The organism is Cellulosimicrobium cellulans, from assembly GCF_001722485.1.
Classification (GTDB): domain Bacteria; phylum Actinomycetota; class Actinomycetes; order Actinomycetales; family Cellulomonadaceae; genus Cellulosimicrobium; species Cellulosimicrobium cellulans_A.
Map to the genome: position 1 here is coordinate 1 of NZ_LWGL01000077.1, position 15,764 is coordinate 15,764.

The following is a 15,764-nucleotide window of genomic DNA, read 5'->3' on the forward strand; positions in this document are numbered from 1 at the left end:
ACCGGCACCGGCGCCGCCTCGACCTCGGCGACGTCGCGGAGCACCTCGACCGCGAGCCGCCAGACGGCCGACGACCGGGCGGCGCGGGCGCCCGTTGCGCGCTCGGGCGCCGGGTGCGGGCGGGCGGTCACGTGGAGCACGACGCCATTGTGGTCCCGCAGGACCCCCGGGCGCGGTGGGCACGTCGCGTGCCCGACGCGCGCCGCTGCGTGGTGCCCCGAGAGGGATTCGAACCCTCACTGTGCCGGGTTTGAGCCGACTGCCTCTGCCAGTTGGGCTATCGGGGCGGGCCGTGGCGCACCCGGGACCGGGCGCGGCCGTGCGGGGCGAGCCTATCCGCACGGTGCCCGTGCCAGGAACTCCGCGCTGCCACCGCGGGCCGCTGGATCGAGAATCACAGTCCGCGACGCGCGTACGGTCCGCCGTCACGGCCCTGCGCGCACTACGATGAACCCCGTGAGTGACGAGACAGCGCAGCCCGAGGACAGGAAGCCGCTCGACCTGCCCCCCATGATCGAGCCCCAGCCCGCCGAGACGACGCCGCCGTCGACGGGTCGCCCCGCGCGCCGGGCGGTCGTCGCCGAGGACGAGGCGCTCATCCGTCTCGACGTGGTGGAGACCCTGCGCGAGGCCGGCTTCGAGGTCGTGGGCGAGGCCGGTGACGGCGAGACGGCGGTGCGGCTCGCGCTCGAGCTGAAGCCCGACGTCGTGGTCATGGACGTGAAGATGCCCGAGCTCGACGGCATCTCCGCCGCGGAGCGGATCGGCAAGGCGCACGCCGCCCCGGTCGTGCTCCTGACGGCGTTCTCGCAGGCGGAGCTCGTCGAGCGGGCACGGGACGCGGGGGCGATGGCGTACGTCGTCAAGCCGTTCTCGCCGGCCGACCTGCTGCCCGCGGTCGAGATCGCCATCTCGCGCTACTCGCAGATCTCCGCGCTCGAGTCCGAGGTCGCGGACCTCACCGAGCGGTTCGAGACGCGCAAGCGCGTCGACCGTGCCAAGGGCCTGCTCATGACGAAGATGGGGCTGACGGAGCCGGAGTCGTTCCGCTGGATCCAGAAGACGTCGATGGACCGCCGGCTCACGATGCGCGAGGTCGCGGACGCCGTGATCGAGCAGGTCGGCGGCGCCTGAGCCGCACGCGCGGCCGGCGGCCGGGTTCCGCCGCCCGGGGACGGACCTTTGTCAGGACGGCCCGGGCGGGCTATCGTCTTGGACTGGCGTCCAGTTCCGGGGCGGTGAACGCGGTCGCCACGTAGTGCTCAGTCGGTAGCCGGCGGCATCGACCGAGCGACGTGGAACGCCCTCACGCCCCACGTCCTCGGTGTGTCGCCGGTCCACGGTGCGAACGAGGAGGGGTACGTGCGCCACGCAGTGGAGGTCAGGCCGGCGTCCGACGTCGAGCTGCCCGGGATCGCCGCGCTGTGCGCGGAGGCCCGGACGGAGTCCGCGTCCGGTGCCCAGCTGTGCGCCCCGGACGAGGAGCGCCTCGTGCGCCACCTCTCGGTCCTGCTCGCCCTGCCGGGCGGCAACGTCCTCGTCGCGGTCCAGGACGACCGCCCCGTCGGCTTCGTGCTCGCACGCGTGCTCGAGCCGCACCTGTTCGCGGACGAGCCGAGCCTGTACGTCGAGGCGATCTACGTGGGCGAGGACGCGCGACGCCGCGGCGTCGGGCACGCGCTGCTCAGCGCGACCGCCGAGCTCGCCGCGGTCTCGGGCGCCTCGCACGTCTACTCCGTGCCGATCCCCGGCTCGCGCGGCGTGCAGCGCTTCCTCGCGCGCCTCGGGTTCGCCCCGGTCGCGGGGCACCGCGTCGTCGCGACGGGCGTGCTCCAGCGCCGGCTCGCCGCCGACCTCGCCCCGGCCCGCCGTGGCGGCCGGTCCCTCGAGGACCTCATCGCGCGCCGCCGCAAGGCTCGCACCGAGGGGCTCAGCGGCCCCGTCGACCTGCGCGAGTTCCAGGCCGAGTACCACCAGCGCCGCCCGGCCTCCTGACCGCGCCCGGTCCCCGGGCGGGCGCTGCCTGTGCGGGCGTCAGGGGCGGTCGAGCAGCATGCAGGTGAGGCGCGCGGTGCACACGCGCCGTCCCGCGTCGTCGGTCACGACGATCTCGTAGCTCGCCGTCGTGCGGCCCAGGTGCAGCGCGCGCGCCTCGGCGCGCACCCAGCCGTCGCGCACCCCGCGGTGGTGCGTGGCGTTGACCTCGGTGCCGACCGCCGCGCGGTCGCGACCGGCGTGCAGCTGGGCCGCCATGGACCCCAGCGTCTCGGCGAGCACGACCGACGCGCCCCCGTGGAGCAGGCCCACCGGCTGCGTGTTGCCCGCGACGGGCATGCGCGCGGCGGCGCGGTCGGCCGCGACGTCCTCGACCTCGATGCCCATCCGCTCGATGAGCGTCCCGTGCGTGGTGAAGCCGAGCGCCTCGTACTCGTGGCGCGGGTCACCGGTCCGGGTCTCGGCGGGGGCGGCGCCCTCGCCCGTGGTGTCGGTCATGGGGGATAGGTTGGCACCCGTGACGACCTCCGCGCGACCCCGCCTGCTGCTCATCGACGGACACTCCATGGCCTACCGCGCGTTCTTCGCGCTGCCGGCCGAGAACTTCTCGACGACGACGGGCCAGCACACGAACGCCGTCTACGGGTTCACGTCGATGCTCATCAACCTCCTGCGCGACGAGGAGCCCACGCACGTCGCGGTCGCGTTCGACGCCGGCCGGCAGTCGTTCCGCACCGAGATCCTGCCGAGCTACAAGGGCACGCGGGAGTCCACGCCCGAGCCGTTCCGCGGCCAGGTCCCGCTCATCAAGGAGATCCTCGACGCGCTCCACATCCCCACGCTCGAGCGCGAGGGCTACGAGGCGGACGACATCTTCGCGACGCTCGCCACGCAGGGCGCCGCGGCCGGCATGGAGGTCCTCGTCTGCTCCGGCGACCGCGACGCGTTCCAGCTCGTCGGCCCCGACGTCACGGTGCTCTACCCGCGCAAGGGCGTGTCCGAGCTCTCGCGCATGGACCCGGCCGCGGTCGTCGAGAAGTACGGCGTGCCGCCCGAGCGCTACCCGGACCTGGCCGCGCTCGTCGGCGAGACGTCGGACAACCTCCCGGGCATCCCGGGCGTCGGCCCGAAGACGGCCGCGAAGTGGATCACCGCCTACGACGGCCTCGAGGGCCTCCTGGAGCACGCCGACGACGTGAAGGGCAAGGCGGGCGAGAACCTGCGCGCGCACCTCGAGCAGGTGCGCACCAACCGGCGCCTCAACGCGCTGCTGCGCGACCTCGAGCTGCCGGTCGGGCCGGACGACCTCGCCTCGCGGCCCTGGGACCGCGAGGCGGCGCACCGGGTCCTCGACGCGCTCGAGTTCCGCGCCCTGCGCGACCGCCTGTTCGCCATCGCGCCCGAGGGCGAGGTCGAGCCCGAGTCCGGGTTCGACGTCGAGCTCGCCGACGTGCTGCCGGGCGGCCTCGGCGCGTGGCTCGCCGAGCACGGCGGACGCCCCCTCGGCGTGGACGTGTCCGGGCGCGCCGTCCCCGGCGGCGGGGACGCGTGGGGCCTCGCCCTGTCCGACGACGCCGGGTCGGCCGTCGCGATCGAGCTCGCCGACCTCGGCCCGGCCGACGACGAGGCGCTCTCGGCGTGGCTGCGCGACCCGGCGAGCCCCAAGGTCGTGCACGGCGCGAAGGCGGCCTCGCACGAGCTGGCCGCGCGAGGGTACGAGCTCCACGGCGTCGTCTTCGACACCGAGCTGGCGGCGTACCTGTGCCACCCCGACCAGCGCGGCTACGACCTCGGCGACCTCGTCGTGCGGCACCTGCACCGCGAGCTGCGCGCCGACACCGGGTCCGGGGACGACGCGCAGGGCGCGCTCGACCTCTCGCTCGACGGCACCGGGGAGCAGGAGCGCGACGCCGTGCGCGCGCTCGCCGTGGCGCAGCTCGCCGACGTCCTGACGGGCGAGCTCGAGGACCGGGGCGCCACGCACCTGCTCACCGACCTCGAGCTCCCGCTGTCCGGCGTGCTCGCGCGCGTGGAGCGGACGGGCATCGCCGCGGACGTCGCGTACCTCACCGAGCTCGAGCGGCACTTCGGCGACCTCGTCGCGACGGCGGCGTCCGAGGCGTACGCCGTCATCGGCCGCGAGGTGAACCTCGGCTCGCCGAAGCAGCTCCAGGAGGTGCTCTTCGACCAGCTCGGCATGCCGAAGACGAAGAAGATCAAGACGGGCTACACGACGGACGCGTCGGCGCTCGCGGACCTGTTCGTCAAGACGCAGCACCCGTTCCTCGAGCACCTGCTCGCGCACCGCGACGCCTCGCGCCTGCGCCAGACCGTCGAGGGGCTGCTCAAGTCGGTCGCGGACGACGGCCGCATCCACACGACCTTCCAGCAGACGATCGCCGCGACGGGCCGCCTCAGCTCGACCGAGCCCAACCTGCAGAACATCCCGATCCGCACGGAGGCCGGACGGCGCATCCGGCGCGCGTTCGTCGTGGGCGAGGGCTACGAGACGCTCATGACCGCCGACTACAGCCAGATCGAGATGCGCATCATGGCGCACCTGTCGGGCGACGAGGGGCTCATCGAGGCGTTCCGCTCGGGCGAGGACCTCCACAGCTACGTCGGGTCCCGCGTGTTCGAGGTGCCGGCGTCCGAGGTCACGCCCGCGATGCGCTCGAAGATCAAGGCCATGTCGTACGGCCTCGCGTACGGGCTCTCCGCGTTCGGGCTCTCGCAGCAGCTGACGATCGAGGTCGGCGAGGCGCAGACGCTCATGGACGACTACTTCGAGCGCTTCGGCGGCGTGCGCGACTACCTGACGGGCGTCGTCGACGAGGCCCGCGCGACCGGGTACACGGCGACGATCCTCGGTCGGCGCCGTTACCTGCCGGACCTGACGAGCGACAACCGTCAGCGTCGCCAGATGGCCGAGCGCATGGCGCTCAACGCGCCCATCCAGGGCAGCGCCGCGGACATCATCAAGGTCGCGATGCTCGGGGTGCAGCGCGCTCTCGACGAGCGGGACCTGCGTTCGCGGCTGCTGCTGCAGGTGCACGACGAGCTCGTGGTCGAGGTCGCGCCCGGCGAGCGCGACGCGGTGGAGGAGCTGCTGCGCAGCGAGATGGGCGCCGCCGCGAAGCTCGACGTGCCGCTCGACGTCTCCGTCGGTTCCGGGGCGACTTGGCACGAGGCGGGCCACTGACCGCGCGCTGACCGGCCTCAGGGCCGGCCACTGACCGGCCCTGAGGCCCGGGCGCGGCTCAGCCCGGCCGGCGCGTGCGGAAGATCGCCGTGCCCGGCAGGAGCTTCCCGCGCACCGGCCCCCACCCGCCCCACACCTCGTCGTTGTCGTCGGGCCACTCCGGCTCGACGACGTCGACGAGCTCGAGCCCGGCCGCGACCACGTCGCGCACGTGGTCCCCGACCGTCCGGTGGTACTCGGCGTACACGACCTGCCCCGCGGCGTCGGACTCCACGTAGGGGCGCCGGTCGAAGTAGGAGCGGTTCGCCGTGAGGCCGCGGGCGCTCGGGTCGTCGGGGAACGCCCACCGGACGGGGTGCGTGACGGAGAACGTCCACGTGCCCCCGGGGCGCAGGACGCGCGCCACCTCGCGGTGGACGGCTCCGGCGTCGGGCACGAACGGCAGCGCGCCGAACGACGTGAAGACGATGTCGAAGGCGCCGTCGGCGAACGGCAGCCGGCGCGCGTCCGCCTGGACGAGCGGCACGTGTACGCCGGTGCGTGCGTCGAGCCCCCGCGCGGCGGCGAGCATGCCCGCCGAGACGTCCGTGGCGACGGCGTGCGCGCCCTGGCCGACGAGCCAACGGGAGCACTGCGCCGCACCGGCCCCGACCTCGAGGACGCGGCGTCCGGCGACCTCGCCGAGCAGGCGGGCGTCGCGCTCGCGCAGGCCTTCCGGGCACCAGCAGAAGTCCGCCGCGCCGAGGAACTCGCCGTGCTCGTCGAGGTACTCGTCGGCGTTGGCGTCCCACCACGACCGCCCGGCGCGGCCCCCGTCGGCGGCGGGGACGTCGCGGTAGCCGGCGTGCGCCGTCGGGCCGGGCGCGGCGGGCTGCGGGGGCGTGTCGGGGTGCGGGGTCGTCACGGCGCCATTCTCGGTCACCGCGCGCGGTTGGTCCCGCCGCGGCGGGACCTTGGTCGCAGGACGCGCCCGGAGTGCGGCACGCGTCACAGGAACGCCCCGCAGCGTCGTTAGGGTGGTGCCCGACGCGGCGCCGCGGGGCCGGTGCCCCGTCTCGCCTGCCGACGGCGCGAGCGCGCGTGACGACGACGAGACGGAGGACCAGGTGCGCATCGGACTTCTCACGGGGGGCGGCGACTGCCCCGGGCTCAACGCGGCGATCCGTGCCGTGGTGAAGCAGGGGACCGGGGAGTACGGGCACACGATCATCGGCTTCCGCAACGGCTGGCGCGGCGTCGTCGACGGCGACGTGTTCCCCCTCGGCCGCCAGGACATCCGCAACGTGCTGCCCGTCGGCGGCACGCTGCTGGGCACCGCGCGGTTCCACCCCAGCCCGGACGACGGGAGCATGGAGGCCGTGCTCGCGACCGTCGAGGCGGAGCGCCTGGACGCGCTCGTGTGCATCGGGGGCGACGGCACGCTGCACGCCGCGAGCCGCGTGGGCGAGGCGGGCGTCCCGATCGTCGCCATCCCCAAGACGATCGACAACGACGTCGAGGGCACGGACCTGTCGATCGGGTTCCACACCGCGGTGAACATCGCGACGGAGGCGCTCGACCGCGTGCACACGACGGCGGAGAGCCACAACCGCGTCATGGTCGTGGAGGTCATGGGGCGGCACGCCGGCTGGATCGCGGTGAACGCCGGCATCGCGGGCGGCGCGGAGGTCGTCCTGGCGCCGGAGGAGCCGTTCGACATCGACCAGGTCGTGAAGTTCCTGCGCCACCGTCACCGCGCGCACGCCAACTTCTCGATCGTCGTGGTGGCGGAGGGCGCCGTGCCGCGCGAGGGGTCGTCGATGGAGTTCACGCAGCAGCTCGGCCGGTTCGGCGAGATCGTCGCGGGCTCGGTGGGGGAGCGCGTCAGCGCGGAGATCGCGCAGCGCACCGGGTTCGACACGCGTCTGACGGTGCTGGGGCACGTGCAGCGCGGCGGGGAGCCGACGCCCACCGACCGCATCCTCGGCAGCCGGTTCGGCGTGGCGGCGGTCGACGCGGTGAGCGCGGGGACCACGGGCGTCATGACGGCGCTGCGCGGCGAGCGGGTCGAGCTCGTGCCGCTGTCGGAGGTCGCGGGACGCCCGAAGCGGGTGCCGGCGGAGCTGCTGCGGGTGGCCCACGTCCTCGCGTGACGGCACGTGACCGGCGCGAGGGCGTGCGTTGACCCTCGCGCCGCGACCCGCGTAGGATGGACGGCGGTGCATTGCGCCCGCCGTCACGTCGGACCCTCGTTCCGGAGCCGTGCAGGAATCCTGCTCGGGCCACCGTAGCGGAGCGGTCGGGCCCCGCGGCACCGCGATCGCCGCAGGTCCCTACCCGCTCGACTTCCCTGTCCGCATCGGAGCATCGAACTCAATGACCATCTCTACCCCCGCGAAGTCCGCACCCCAGGTTGCCGTCAACGACATCGGCACCGAGGAGGACTTCCTCGCCGCCGTTGACGCGACCATCAAGTACTTCAACGACGGCGACATCGTCGAAGGCACGATCGTCAAGGTGGACCGCGACGAGGTCCTCCTCGACATCGGCTACAAGACCGAGGGCGTCATCCCCTCGCGCGAGCTGTCCATCAAGCACGACGTCGACCCCGGCGAGGTCGTCAACGTCGGCGACGCCGTCGAGGCCCTCGTCCTCCAGAAGGAGGACAAGGAAGGTCGTCTGATCCTGTCCAAGAAGCGCGCGCAGTACGAGCGCGCCTGGGGCACGATCGAGAAGATCAAGGAGGAGGACGGCGTCGTCACCGGCACCGTCATCGAGGTCGTCAAGGGTGGCCTCATCCTCGACATCGGTCTGCGCGGCTTCCTGCCCGCGTCGCTCGTGGAGATGCGTCGTGTCCGCGACCTCCAGCCGTACGTCGGCAAGGAGATCGAGGCGAAGATCATCGAGCTCGACAAGAACCGCAACAACGTCGTCCTCTCGCGCCGCGCGTGGCTCGAGCAGACGCAGTCCGAGGTCCGCTCCACCTTCCTGCAGACGCTGCAGAAGGGCCAGGTGCGCCCGGGTGTCGTCTCCTCGATCGTCAACTTCGGTGCGTTCGTGGACCTCGGCGGCGTCGACGGTCTCGTGCACGTCTCCGAGCTGTCCTGGAAGCACATCGACCACCCCTCCGAGGTCGTCGAGGTCGGCCAGGAGGTCACGGTGGAGGTGCTCGACGTCGACTTCGACCGCGAGCGCGTCTCGCTGTCGCTCAAGGCGACGCAGGAGGACCCGTGGCAGACGTTCGCCCGGACCCACGCGATCGGTCAGGTCGTGCCGGGCAAGGTCACCAAGCTCGTCCCGTTCGGTGCGTTCGTGCGCGTCGAGGACGGCATCGAGGGCCTCGTGCACATCTCGGAGCTGGCCGTGCGCCACGTCGAGCTGCCGGAGCAGGTCGTCAACGTCGGTGACGAGGTCTTCGTCAAGGTCATCGACATCGACCTCGAGCGTCGCCGCATCTCGCTGTCGCTCAAGCAGGCCAACGAGGGCGTCGACCCGGAGTCCGAGGACTTCGACCCCGCGCTCTATGGCATGGCCGCCGAGTACGACGAGCAGGGGAACTACAAGTACCCCGAGGGCTTCGACCCGGAGACCAACGAGTGGCTCGAGGGCTTCGAGGCGCAGCGCGAGGCGTGGGAGGCGGAGTACGCCAAGGCCCACGAGCGCTGGGAGGCGCACCGCAAGCAGGTCGCCGAGGCGCAGCGTGCCGACTTCGAGTCCGCGTCGGGCGACGCAGGCGCGTCGACCGGTGGTGGCGGCGGCGGCGGCACGTCCTACTCGTCGGCCCCGGCCGCCGAGGCCACGGGCACGCTCGCGTCGGACGAGGCGCTCGCCGCTCTGCGCGAGAAGCTCACCGGCAACTGATCCCGCCGCGGCACGCGCCGCGACCGGGAGAGCCACGAAGGCCCGCCACCCCGTCCTGGGTGGCGGGCCTTCGCCGTGCGGGGGTCAGGCCGCGGCGGGGGCGTCCGCGAACTGCGTGCGGTGCAGGGCGGCGTAGCGGCCGTCGCGCGCCAGGAGGTCGGTGTGCGTGCCGGTCTCGACGACCCGGCCGGCGTCGAGGACGACGATGAGGTCGGCCGCGCGCACGGTGGACAGCCGGTGCGCGATCACGAGGGACGTGCGTCCGCGCAGCGCCTCGGCGAGCGCGGCCTGGACCGCGGCCTCGCTGCGGGAGTCGAGGTGCGCGGTCGCCTCGTCCAGCACCACGAGGTCGGGGGCCTTGAGGAAGACGCGCGCGATGGCGAGCCGCTGGCGCTCGCCGCCGGACAGGCGGTAGCCGCGGTCGCCGACGACGGTCTCGACGCCGGACGGCAGGGCGGCGACGACGTCCCACACGTGCGCACGCCGCAGCGCCTCCTCGATCTCGGCGTCGGTCGCGTCGTGCTTCGCGTAGCGCAGGTTCTCGGCGATGGTGTCGTGGAACAGGTGTGCCTCCTGGGTGACGACGCCGACGGTGTCGTGGAGGCTCTCCTGAGTGACCTCGCGCAGGTCCCGCCCGGCGATGCGCACGTTGCCGCCGGTGGGGTCGTACATGCGCGTCACGAGCTGGGACACGGTCGTCTTGCCCGCTCCCGAGGCGCCCACGAGGGCGACCATGGCGCCGGCGGGCACGGAGAACGAGACGTCCGTGAGGGTGTCGGTCGTCGGGTCCGTGCCCTCGACCGCGACGGACTCCAGCGAGGCGAGGGAGACCTCGGACGCCGTCGGGTAGCGGAAGGTCACGCGGTCGAGCTCGAGGCTCGCGCCGTGGCGGGCGACGTCGTCCGCGAGGTCCCCGGCGTCGGGGGCGTCGGTGACGGTGGGCTGGAGGTCGAGCACCTCGAGCACGCGCTCGAAGCTGACGAGCGCGGTCATGACGTCGACCTGGACGTTCGACATCGCGGTGAGGGGCCCGTAGAGCCGGCCGAGGTACGCGGTGAGCGCCACGACGGTGCCGACGGTGAGGGACCCGGCGATCGCCATGACGCCGCCGATGCCGTACACGATCGCGACGGCGACGGACGCGACGACGGTGAGCCCGACCCGGAACACCGTCCCGTACATGGCCTGCCTGACGCCGATGTCGCGCACGCGCCCGGCCTGGTCGGCGAAGCGGCGCGACTCGCGCGCCGGGTCGCCGAACACCTTGACGAGGTGGGCGCCCGCGACGTTGAAGCGCTCGTTCATCGTCTGCGCGGCCTCGGCGTTGAGCGCGTAGCTCTCGCGCGTGATGGCGGCGAGCCGCCTGCCCACCCACCGGGCGGGCAGGACGAACGCGGGCAGGAGCGTCAGGGCGAGCAGCGTGAGCTGCCACGACATGGACAGCATCGCCGCGAGCACGAAGACGACGGTGAGGAGGTTGGAGAAGACGTTCGACAGCGTGGACGTGAACGCCTGCTGCGCGCCGAGGACGTCGCCGTTGAGGCGCTGGACGAGCGCGCCCGTTCGGGTGCGGCTGAAGAAGGCCAGCGGCATGCGCTGGACGTGGTCGAACACGGCGGTGCGCAGGTCGACGATGAGGCCCTCGCCGATGCGGGCGGAGAACCAGCGCTGGGCGACGCCGAGCCCCCCGGACAGGACGGCGAGCCCGGCCGCCACGAGGGCGAGCGAGACGACGACGTCCGTGCGCCCCTCGGTGATGCCGTCGTCGATGATGCGCCGGAAGAGCAGCGGCGTCACGGCGCCGGCCGCGGCGTCCACCGAGATGAGGACGAGGAACGCGGCGAGCTGGCGCCGGTACGGGCGCGCGAAGGTGAGCACGCGCCGCACGGTCCCGCGGTGCAGGCGCTGGTGGGCGACGGTGGAGTCCTGGCGGAACGAGCGCATGCCGCCGCCGGTGCCGTGCCCGGAGAAGGACGAGGGGAACGTCATCTGGCCTCCCGGAGGGTGGGGGCGCTGGTCGTCCGCGGCGGCCCGGGGGCGGGCCGGCGGGCGCGGGCACCCCGTGGGGGCGGGTGCCGCTCGCGCGAAACGATGCTGAGCCTACCTCACTATTGAGGGCCGGACAAGGAGGGGCGCGCCCCGAGTACGCTCGCCCCGTGACCGACGAGAGCCCGCGCGGCCCCCAGCCCGCGCCCTTCGCCGAGGAGGCGGGGGAGTTCCTCTCGCTCCTGCACGCCGCGCTGCACGCGGTGCGGCGCGAGGCGAGCGAGCGGCTCGAACCGGCCGGGACGACACCCGGGCAGTTCCGCATGCTGCGCTTCCTCGCGCGCTGCGATGCGCCGTGCCGGCTCGGTGCCGTCGCGACCGCGCTCGGCGTCGCGCCGCGCTCCGTGACGTCGAAGGTCGACGACGCCGAGGCCGCAGGGCTCGTCCGGCGGATCCCCGACCCGCACGACCGGCGCGCGACGCTCGTCGAGCTCACCGAGCGCGGGCGCGCGACGGTGGAGCGCGTCGGCGCGGAGCGGTCGTCGAGCGCGGGGTCGCTGCTTGCGCGGCTCGGCGAGGCGGACCGGCGCGAGCTCCTGCGGCTCCTGCGCGCCGTCTCCGGCGAGCCGCCGGCCTGAGCACCGGGACCGTGCGCTGGTCCACCGCCCTGGCAGGATGGGGCCATGTTCCGCATCGGGTTGACCGGAGGCATCGCGGCAGGCAAGTCCGTCGCCCTCGCACGACTGGCTGAGCGGGGGGCCGTCACCATCGACTACGACGTCCTCTCGCGGGAGGCCGTGGCTCCCGGGTCCGTCGGGCTCGACGAGATCGTCGAGGCCTTCGGGCCGCAGGTCCTCGCCGCCGACGGCACCCTCGACCGGCAGGCCCTCGCCGCGGTCGTCTTCGCCGACGAGGCCGCGCGCGAGCGGCTCAACGCCGTCGTCCACCCGGAGGTGCGGCGCCTGGCCGCGGAGCGCGAGGCTGCTGCCGCCGCGGCCGACCCGCGCGCCGTCGTCGTCCACGACATCCCGCTGCTCGTCGAGACCGGGGACCCCGCACGCTTCCACCTCGTGGTCGTCGTGCACGCCCCGGCCGAGCTGCGCGCGCGCCGCCTCGCCGAGCGCGGGCTCTCCCCGGAGGAGGCCGCCGCCCGCATCGCCGCCCAGGCGGACGACGACGCGCGCCTCGCCGCCGCCGACGTGACCCTCGACGGCACGGGCAGCGCCGACGCGCTGCGGGAGCAGGTGGACGCCCTGTGGGAGAAGGTCCGCACCGAGGTCGACCAGGAGAGCGAGGGCGACGCATGACGGTCGTGGTCAGCGGGTTCGAGCCGTTCGGCGGCGACGCGACGAACCCGTCCTGGGACACCGCGAGCGCTTGACCGCGGGAGAGGCGTACACCGACCGCACGACGCGCGCGAGACGGGGGATCGACGCGCCGTCCGTGACGGGCGTCAGCCGCGCGAGGGGGTCCGCGGCCTCCTGCCGCTCGAGCATCTCGAGCTCGGCGTCGACGTCCGGGTAGCCCACGGTGAGCCGCGCCATGAAGCGGTCGCGCTGCGCCTCGGGCAGCGGGTACGTGCCCTCCATCTCGACCGGGTTCTGCGTGGCGACGACGAGGAACGGGCTCGGCAGCACGTGCGTCGTGCCGTCGACGGTCGTCTGCCCCTCCTCCATGCACTCCAGGAGGGCGGACTGCGTCTTCGGGGAGGCCCGGTTGATCTCGTCGCCGATGACGATGTTGGCGAAGACCGGCCCCGGGCGGAACTCGAACTCGTGGGTCGCGGCCCGGTAGATGTTGACGCCCGTCAGGTCGCTCGGCAGCAGGTCGGGCGTGAACTGGATGCGCCCCACGTGGCAGTCGATCGTGCGGGCGAGCGCCTTCGCGAGCGTCGTCTTCCCGACACCGGGCACGTCCTCGAGGAGCAGGTGGCCCTCGGCGAGGAGGACCGCGACGGTCACCGTGACGAGGTCGGGACGGCCCGTGACGACGGACTCGATCCCCGAGCGCATCCGCGTGGTCGTCTCCACGAGCTCGTCCAGGGCGACGGGGTCGCGCTCGTCGGGCGACGCGACAGGGGCGATGTCGGGGAGCACGGAGACCTCCGTCGTCGGTGGCGCGAGGGCGCGGGCTGGACCCGCAGGTGGCACGAGCCTAGTTGACGCCCACCTCTGTGCCCGACGGGCGGGGACGCCGTCGCCCGGGCGGTGGTTGCCCGGCTCCTCCGGGAAGGCGCGACGCGCCCGTGGGGAGCTCTCCCCTCCACTTCTCCCCACCCGCGCTGACCTGCGGAGATCGTGCGAAGAGGGGTGAAGTTTCGCCGTTTCGCCGAGAGCGGTGGAGGGTTGTGGAGTACCGTGGAGGAACTGGGAGCAGGAGGGGAGGTGCCAGGTGCATGTCCGGCTTCGTGGACGACGTCCTCGGCGGTTCCTCCGGCCTGCTCCTCGGGACCTTCACACCTCGTCTGGACGACAAGGGGAGGCTCATCCTCCCGGCGAAGTTCAGGCCCCGGCTCGCGCCGGGTCTCGTCATGACGCGGGGACAGGAGCGATGCCTGTTCCTCCTGCCGATGGACGAGTTCCGGCGCATGTACGACCAGATCCGGCAGGCGCCGGTGACGAGCAAGCAGGCGCGGGACTACCTGCGCGTGTTCCTGTCGGGCGCGAGCGACGAGATCCCGGACAAGCAGGGTCGGGTCTCGATCCCCGCGCCCCTGCGGGCGTACGCGGGTCTGGACCGCGACGTCGCCGTGATCGGCGCGGGCACCCGCGTCGAGATCTGGGACGCCGCGGCCTGGGAGACGTACCTCGCGGAGCAGGAGTCGGCGTACTCCGACACCGCGGAGGAGGTGTTCCCGGACCTGCGCTTCTAGGACGGTCACGGACCCCGTCCGGTGAGGTCTCCTCCCGCCCGGTCTGGCGCACTTCCCCGGCGCCAGAAAGGACGCGGAGGGAGACCTGACCGGACGGTCCCGTGCCGGGGGACCACCGAGCACCACTCCGCACCACCGAGCACCACCACGACCGAGCACGGCACCACCGAGCAGGACCCGAGCAGGAACGCAGCAGGAGAGGAGGACCGATGAGCACCACGCCCGACGACGCGGCCGAGCGCCACGTCCCGGTGCTCCTGCAGCGCTGCGTGGACCTGCTCGCGCCGGCCCTCCGGGCACCGGGCTCGGTCCTCGTCGACTGCACGCTCGGGATGGGCGGGCACACCGAGGCGGTGCTCGAGCAGGTGCCGACCGCGCGCGTCGTGGGGATCGACCGCGACCCGCACGCGATCGAGCGCGCCTCGCGCCGCCTGGAGCGGTTCGGCGACCGGTTCCGGGCGGTGCACGCCGTCTACGACGAGGTCGCGGACGTCGTCGCCGAGGTCGTCGGGGAGCCCGTCCAGGGCGTGCTCATGGACCTCGGCGTCTCGTCGCTCCAGATCGACGAGCGCGAGCGAGGCTTCTCCTACGCGCACGACGCGCCCCTGGACATGCGCATGGACCCGACCGCGGGCCGCACGGCCGCGGACGTCCTCAACACGTACGACGAGCGCGAGCTCACGCGCGTCCTGCGCGAGTACGGCGAGGAGCGGTTCGCGCAGCGCATCGCCCGCGCCGTCGTGCGTCGCCGCGACGAGCGGCCGTGGACGCGCAGCGCCGAGCTCGTCGAGCTCGTGCGGGCCTCGATCCCCGCCGCCACCCGGACCACGGGCGGCAACCCGGCGAAGCGGACCTTCCAGGCCCTGCGCATCGAGGTGAACGGCGAGCTCGAGGTGCTCGCGCGGGCGGTCCCTGCGGCGGTCGACGTGCTCGCCGTGGGCGGCCGGATCGTCGTCGAGTCCTACCACTCGCTCGAGGACCGCCTCGTCAAGCGTGAGCTCGCGGCCGGCGCGACGGTGAGCGCGCCGGCGGGGCTGCCCGTCGTGCCGGAGGCCGACGAGCCCTACCTGCGCCTGCTCACCCGCGGTGCCGAGGAGGCGCCGGCGGACGAGCGCGAGGCCAACCCGCGATCGGCGTCCGTCCGGCTGCGGGCCGCGGAACGCACGCGGCCCACGCCGGAGCACCGGCGCCCGCGCACCAGCACGAACCGACCGGATCGACCGGGGGAGAGAACACCATGAGCGCACTGAGGTCCACGGCGGCCGCCCGCCCGCTGCCGCACACCGCGCGCCCGGGAGCGACCCCGGCGCCGCGTCCCACGCTCACCGCCCTGCCGGGCGGCGCCACCGAGCGCGGCGCACGCTCGCGCCTCGAGCTCGTCCGGGCGCCGCTGCAGGCGCGCTCGCGCGTCCCGTTCCTCGTCCTCTGCATGTCGGTCCTCGGTCTGGCGCTCCTGTGTGCTCTCCTGGTGAACACGACGATGGCGCAGAACTCCTACGAGATGACGGAGCTGCGTCGGGAGGTGGGTCAGGTGCGACAGGACGCGCAGCAGCTGCAGGCGGACGTGCGGCGGGCGGAGGCGGCGCTGCCGGAGACGGCGCGCTCGTACGGGATGGTCGAGTCGCCGACCCCGGGCATGCTCGAGCTCTCCACCGGCACGGTGGTCGGCGGGGCCGGGGAGGGGGCCGGGCAGTGACGGACGGGGTCGGCGACCGCGGCAGGGGGCCGCGGACCGCGGCCGGCGGGTCGCAGGACGACAGCACGTCGGCGCGCCCCGCGTCGCGGCGCACCCCGACGCCGCGCGCCACCACGCCCCGCACGTCGACGTCCCGGAGCTCCACGCCTCGCGCGTCGACCTCGAGCGGCTGG

13 protein-coding genes, 1 tRNA gene and 1 pseudogene are annotated in these 15,764 nt (G+C 73.9%); 10 read left to right on the top strand and 5 right to left on the bottom strand.

The genetic code is table 11. The annotated features are described in order from the left end of the window. Positions 1 to 210: 210 nt before the first annotated feature. Positions 211 to 287 (bottom strand) — tRNA-Leu (locus JZ5iCDA_RS09975). A 223-nt stretch (positions 288 to 510) separates the two neighbouring features. On the opposite strand from JZ5iCDA_RS09975, the gene JZ5iCDA_RS09980 reads away from it, so the two are divergent. Together JZ5iCDA_RS09980 and JZ5iCDA_RS09985 are read left to right on the top strand one after the other, a co-directional pair. After that, positions 511 to 1,134 (top strand): ANTAR domain-containing response regulator, encoded by a 624-nt coding sequence (locus JZ5iCDA_RS09980; protein ID WP_069387033.1) that lies wholly within the window; start codon positions 511 to 513, stop codon positions 1,132 to 1,134. Between the two features lie 228 nt (positions 1,135 to 1,362). After that, positions 1,363 to 1,995 (top strand): GNAT family N-acetyltransferase, encoded by a 633-nt coding sequence (locus JZ5iCDA_RS09985; RefSeq protein ID WP_171905343.1) that lies wholly within the window; start codon positions 1,363 to 1,365, stop codon positions 1,993 to 1,995. A gap of 39 nt (positions 1,996 to 2,034) precedes the next feature. Here the strand turns inward: JZ5iCDA_RS09985 and JZ5iCDA_RS09990 are convergent, their stop codons facing one another. Beyond that, positions 2,035 to 2,382 carry a hotdog fold thioesterase gene (locus tag JZ5iCDA_RS09990; RefSeq protein WP_069387041.1) on the bottom strand — a complete coding sequence of 116 codons (348 nt, stop codon included), beginning with the start codon at positions 2,380 to 2,382 and terminating at the stop codon, positions 2,035 to 2,037. Between the two features lie 109 nt (positions 2,383 to 2,491). Here JZ5iCDA_RS09990 and polA point away from each other — a divergent pair, with 109 nt between their 5' ends. Then, the gene (polA, locus tag JZ5iCDA_RS09995) at positions 2,492 to 5,197 is read left to right on the top strand and encodes a DNA polymerase I (RefSeq protein ID WP_069387035.1); all 2,706 of its coding nucleotides are present in this window, start codon (positions 2,492 to 2,494) and stop codon (positions 5,195 to 5,197) included. A gap of 58 nt (positions 5,198 to 5,255) precedes the next feature. Here polA and JZ5iCDA_RS10000 read toward each other — a convergent pair whose 3' ends face one another. Beyond that, on the bottom strand, positions 5,256 to 6,101 hold the full coding sequence (locus JZ5iCDA_RS10000; RefSeq protein WP_069387042.1) for a class I SAM-dependent methyltransferase: 846 nt from the start codon (positions 6,099 to 6,101) through the stop codon (positions 5,256 to 5,258). A 202-nt stretch (positions 6,102 to 6,303) separates the two neighbouring features. On the opposite strand from JZ5iCDA_RS10000, the gene JZ5iCDA_RS10005 reads away from it, so the two are divergent. Then, positions 6,304 to 7,329 (top strand): 6-phosphofructokinase, encoded by a 1,026-nt coding sequence (locus tag JZ5iCDA_RS10005; protein ID WP_069387043.1) that lies wholly within the window; start codon positions 6,304 to 6,306, stop codon positions 7,327 to 7,329. A gap of 223 nt (positions 7,330 to 7,552) precedes the next feature. After that, entirely contained in the window at positions 7,553 to 9,037 is a 1,485-nt protein-coding gene (rpsA, locus tag JZ5iCDA_RS10010; RefSeq protein ID WP_069387036.1) for a 30S ribosomal protein S1, read from the top strand. Positions 9,038 to 9,121: 84 nt separating this feature from the next. On the opposite strand, the gene JZ5iCDA_RS10015 is transcribed toward rpsA, so the two are convergent. Continuing rightward, on the bottom strand, positions 9,122 to 11,026 hold the full coding sequence (locus JZ5iCDA_RS10015) for an ABC transporter ATP-binding protein (protein WP_069387037.1): 1,905 nt from the start codon (positions 11,024 to 11,026) through the stop codon (positions 9,122 to 9,124). A 167-nt stretch (positions 11,027 to 11,193) separates the two neighbouring features. On the opposite strand from JZ5iCDA_RS10015, the gene JZ5iCDA_RS18385 reads away from it, so the two are divergent. Both JZ5iCDA_RS18385 and coaE read left to right on the top strand, forming a co-directional pair. Next, positions 11,194 to 11,661 carry a MarR family winged helix-turn-helix transcriptional regulator gene (locus tag JZ5iCDA_RS18385; RefSeq protein ID WP_253182041.1) on the top strand — a complete coding sequence of 156 codons (468 nt, stop codon included), beginning with the start codon at positions 11,194 to 11,196 and terminating at the stop codon, positions 11,659 to 11,661. Positions 11,662 to 11,706: 45 nt separating this feature from the next. After that, positions 11,707 to 12,330 (top strand): dephospho-CoA kinase, encoded by a 624-nt coding sequence (gene coaE / locus JZ5iCDA_RS10025; RefSeq protein WP_069387038.1) that lies wholly within the window; start codon positions 11,707 to 11,709, stop codon positions 12,328 to 12,330. A gap of 66 nt (positions 12,331 to 12,396) precedes the next feature. Here coaE and JZ5iCDA_RS10030 read toward each other — a convergent pair. Continuing rightward, positions 12,397 to 13,035: pseudogene (locus JZ5iCDA_RS10030) on the bottom strand (AAA family ATPase); the annotation flags it as partial. Positions 13,036 to 13,460: 425 nt separating this feature from the next. Here JZ5iCDA_RS10030 and mraZ point away from each other — a divergent pair. From mraZ to JZ5iCDA_RS10045, 3 genes are all read left to right on the top strand, one after another. Further along, positions 13,461 to 13,895, top strand: coding sequence for a division/cell wall cluster transcriptional repressor MraZ (mraZ, locus tag JZ5iCDA_RS10035; RefSeq protein ID WP_069387045.1), 435 nt, complete (start codon positions 13,461 to 13,463; stop codon positions 13,893 to 13,895). Positions 13,896 to 14,104: 209 nt separating this feature from the next. After that, complete coding sequence (gene rsmH, locus JZ5iCDA_RS10040) at positions 14,105 to 15,136, top strand: 16S rRNA (cytosine(1402)-N(4))-methyltransferase RsmH (protein ID WP_069387039.1); 1,032 nt, start codon at positions 14,105 to 14,107, stop codon at positions 15,134 to 15,136. Next, positions 15,133 to 15,591, top strand: a complete 459-nt coding sequence (locus JZ5iCDA_RS10045; RefSeq protein ID WP_069387040.1) for a hypothetical protein — start codon at positions 15,133 to 15,135, stop codon at positions 15,589 to 15,591. The genes rsmH and JZ5iCDA_RS10045 overlap by 4 nt, the downstream gene beginning before the upstream one ends. Positions 15,592 to 15,764: the final 173 nt, after the last annotated feature.

Bases quoted from the DNA above. Each gene is read 5' to 3' on its own strand.
- JZ5iCDA_RS09980 (WP_069387033.1), top strand. From the start codon at position 511: ATGATCGAGCCCCAGCCCGCCGAGACGACGCCGCCGTCGACGGGTCGC.
- JZ5iCDA_RS09990 (WP_069387041.1), bottom strand. From the start codon at position 2,382: ATGGGCATCGAGGTCGAGGACGTCGCGGCCGACCGCGCCGCCGCGCGC.
- polA (WP_069387035.1), top strand. From the start codon at position 2,492: ATGGGGGATAGGTTGGCACCCGTGACGACCTCCGCGCGACCCCGCCTG.
- rpsA (WP_069387036.1), top strand. From the start codon at position 7,553: ATGACCATCTCTACCCCCGCGAAGTCCGCACCCCAGGTTGCCGTCAAC.
- JZ5iCDA_RS10015 (WP_069387037.1), bottom strand. From the start codon at position 11,026: ATGACGTTCCCCTCGTCCTTCTCCGGGCACGGCACCGGCGGCGGCATG.
- coaE (WP_069387038.1), top strand. From the start codon at position 11,707: ATGTTCCGCATCGGGTTGACCGGAGGCATCGCGGCAGGCAAGTCCGTC.
- rsmH (WP_069387039.1), top strand. From the start codon at position 14,105: ATGAGCACCACGCCCGACGACGCGGCCGAGCGCCACGTCCCGGTGCTC.
- JZ5iCDA_RS10045 (WP_069387040.1), top strand. From the start codon at position 15,133: ATGAGCGCACTGAGGTCCACGGCGGCCGCCCGCCCGCTGCCGCACACC.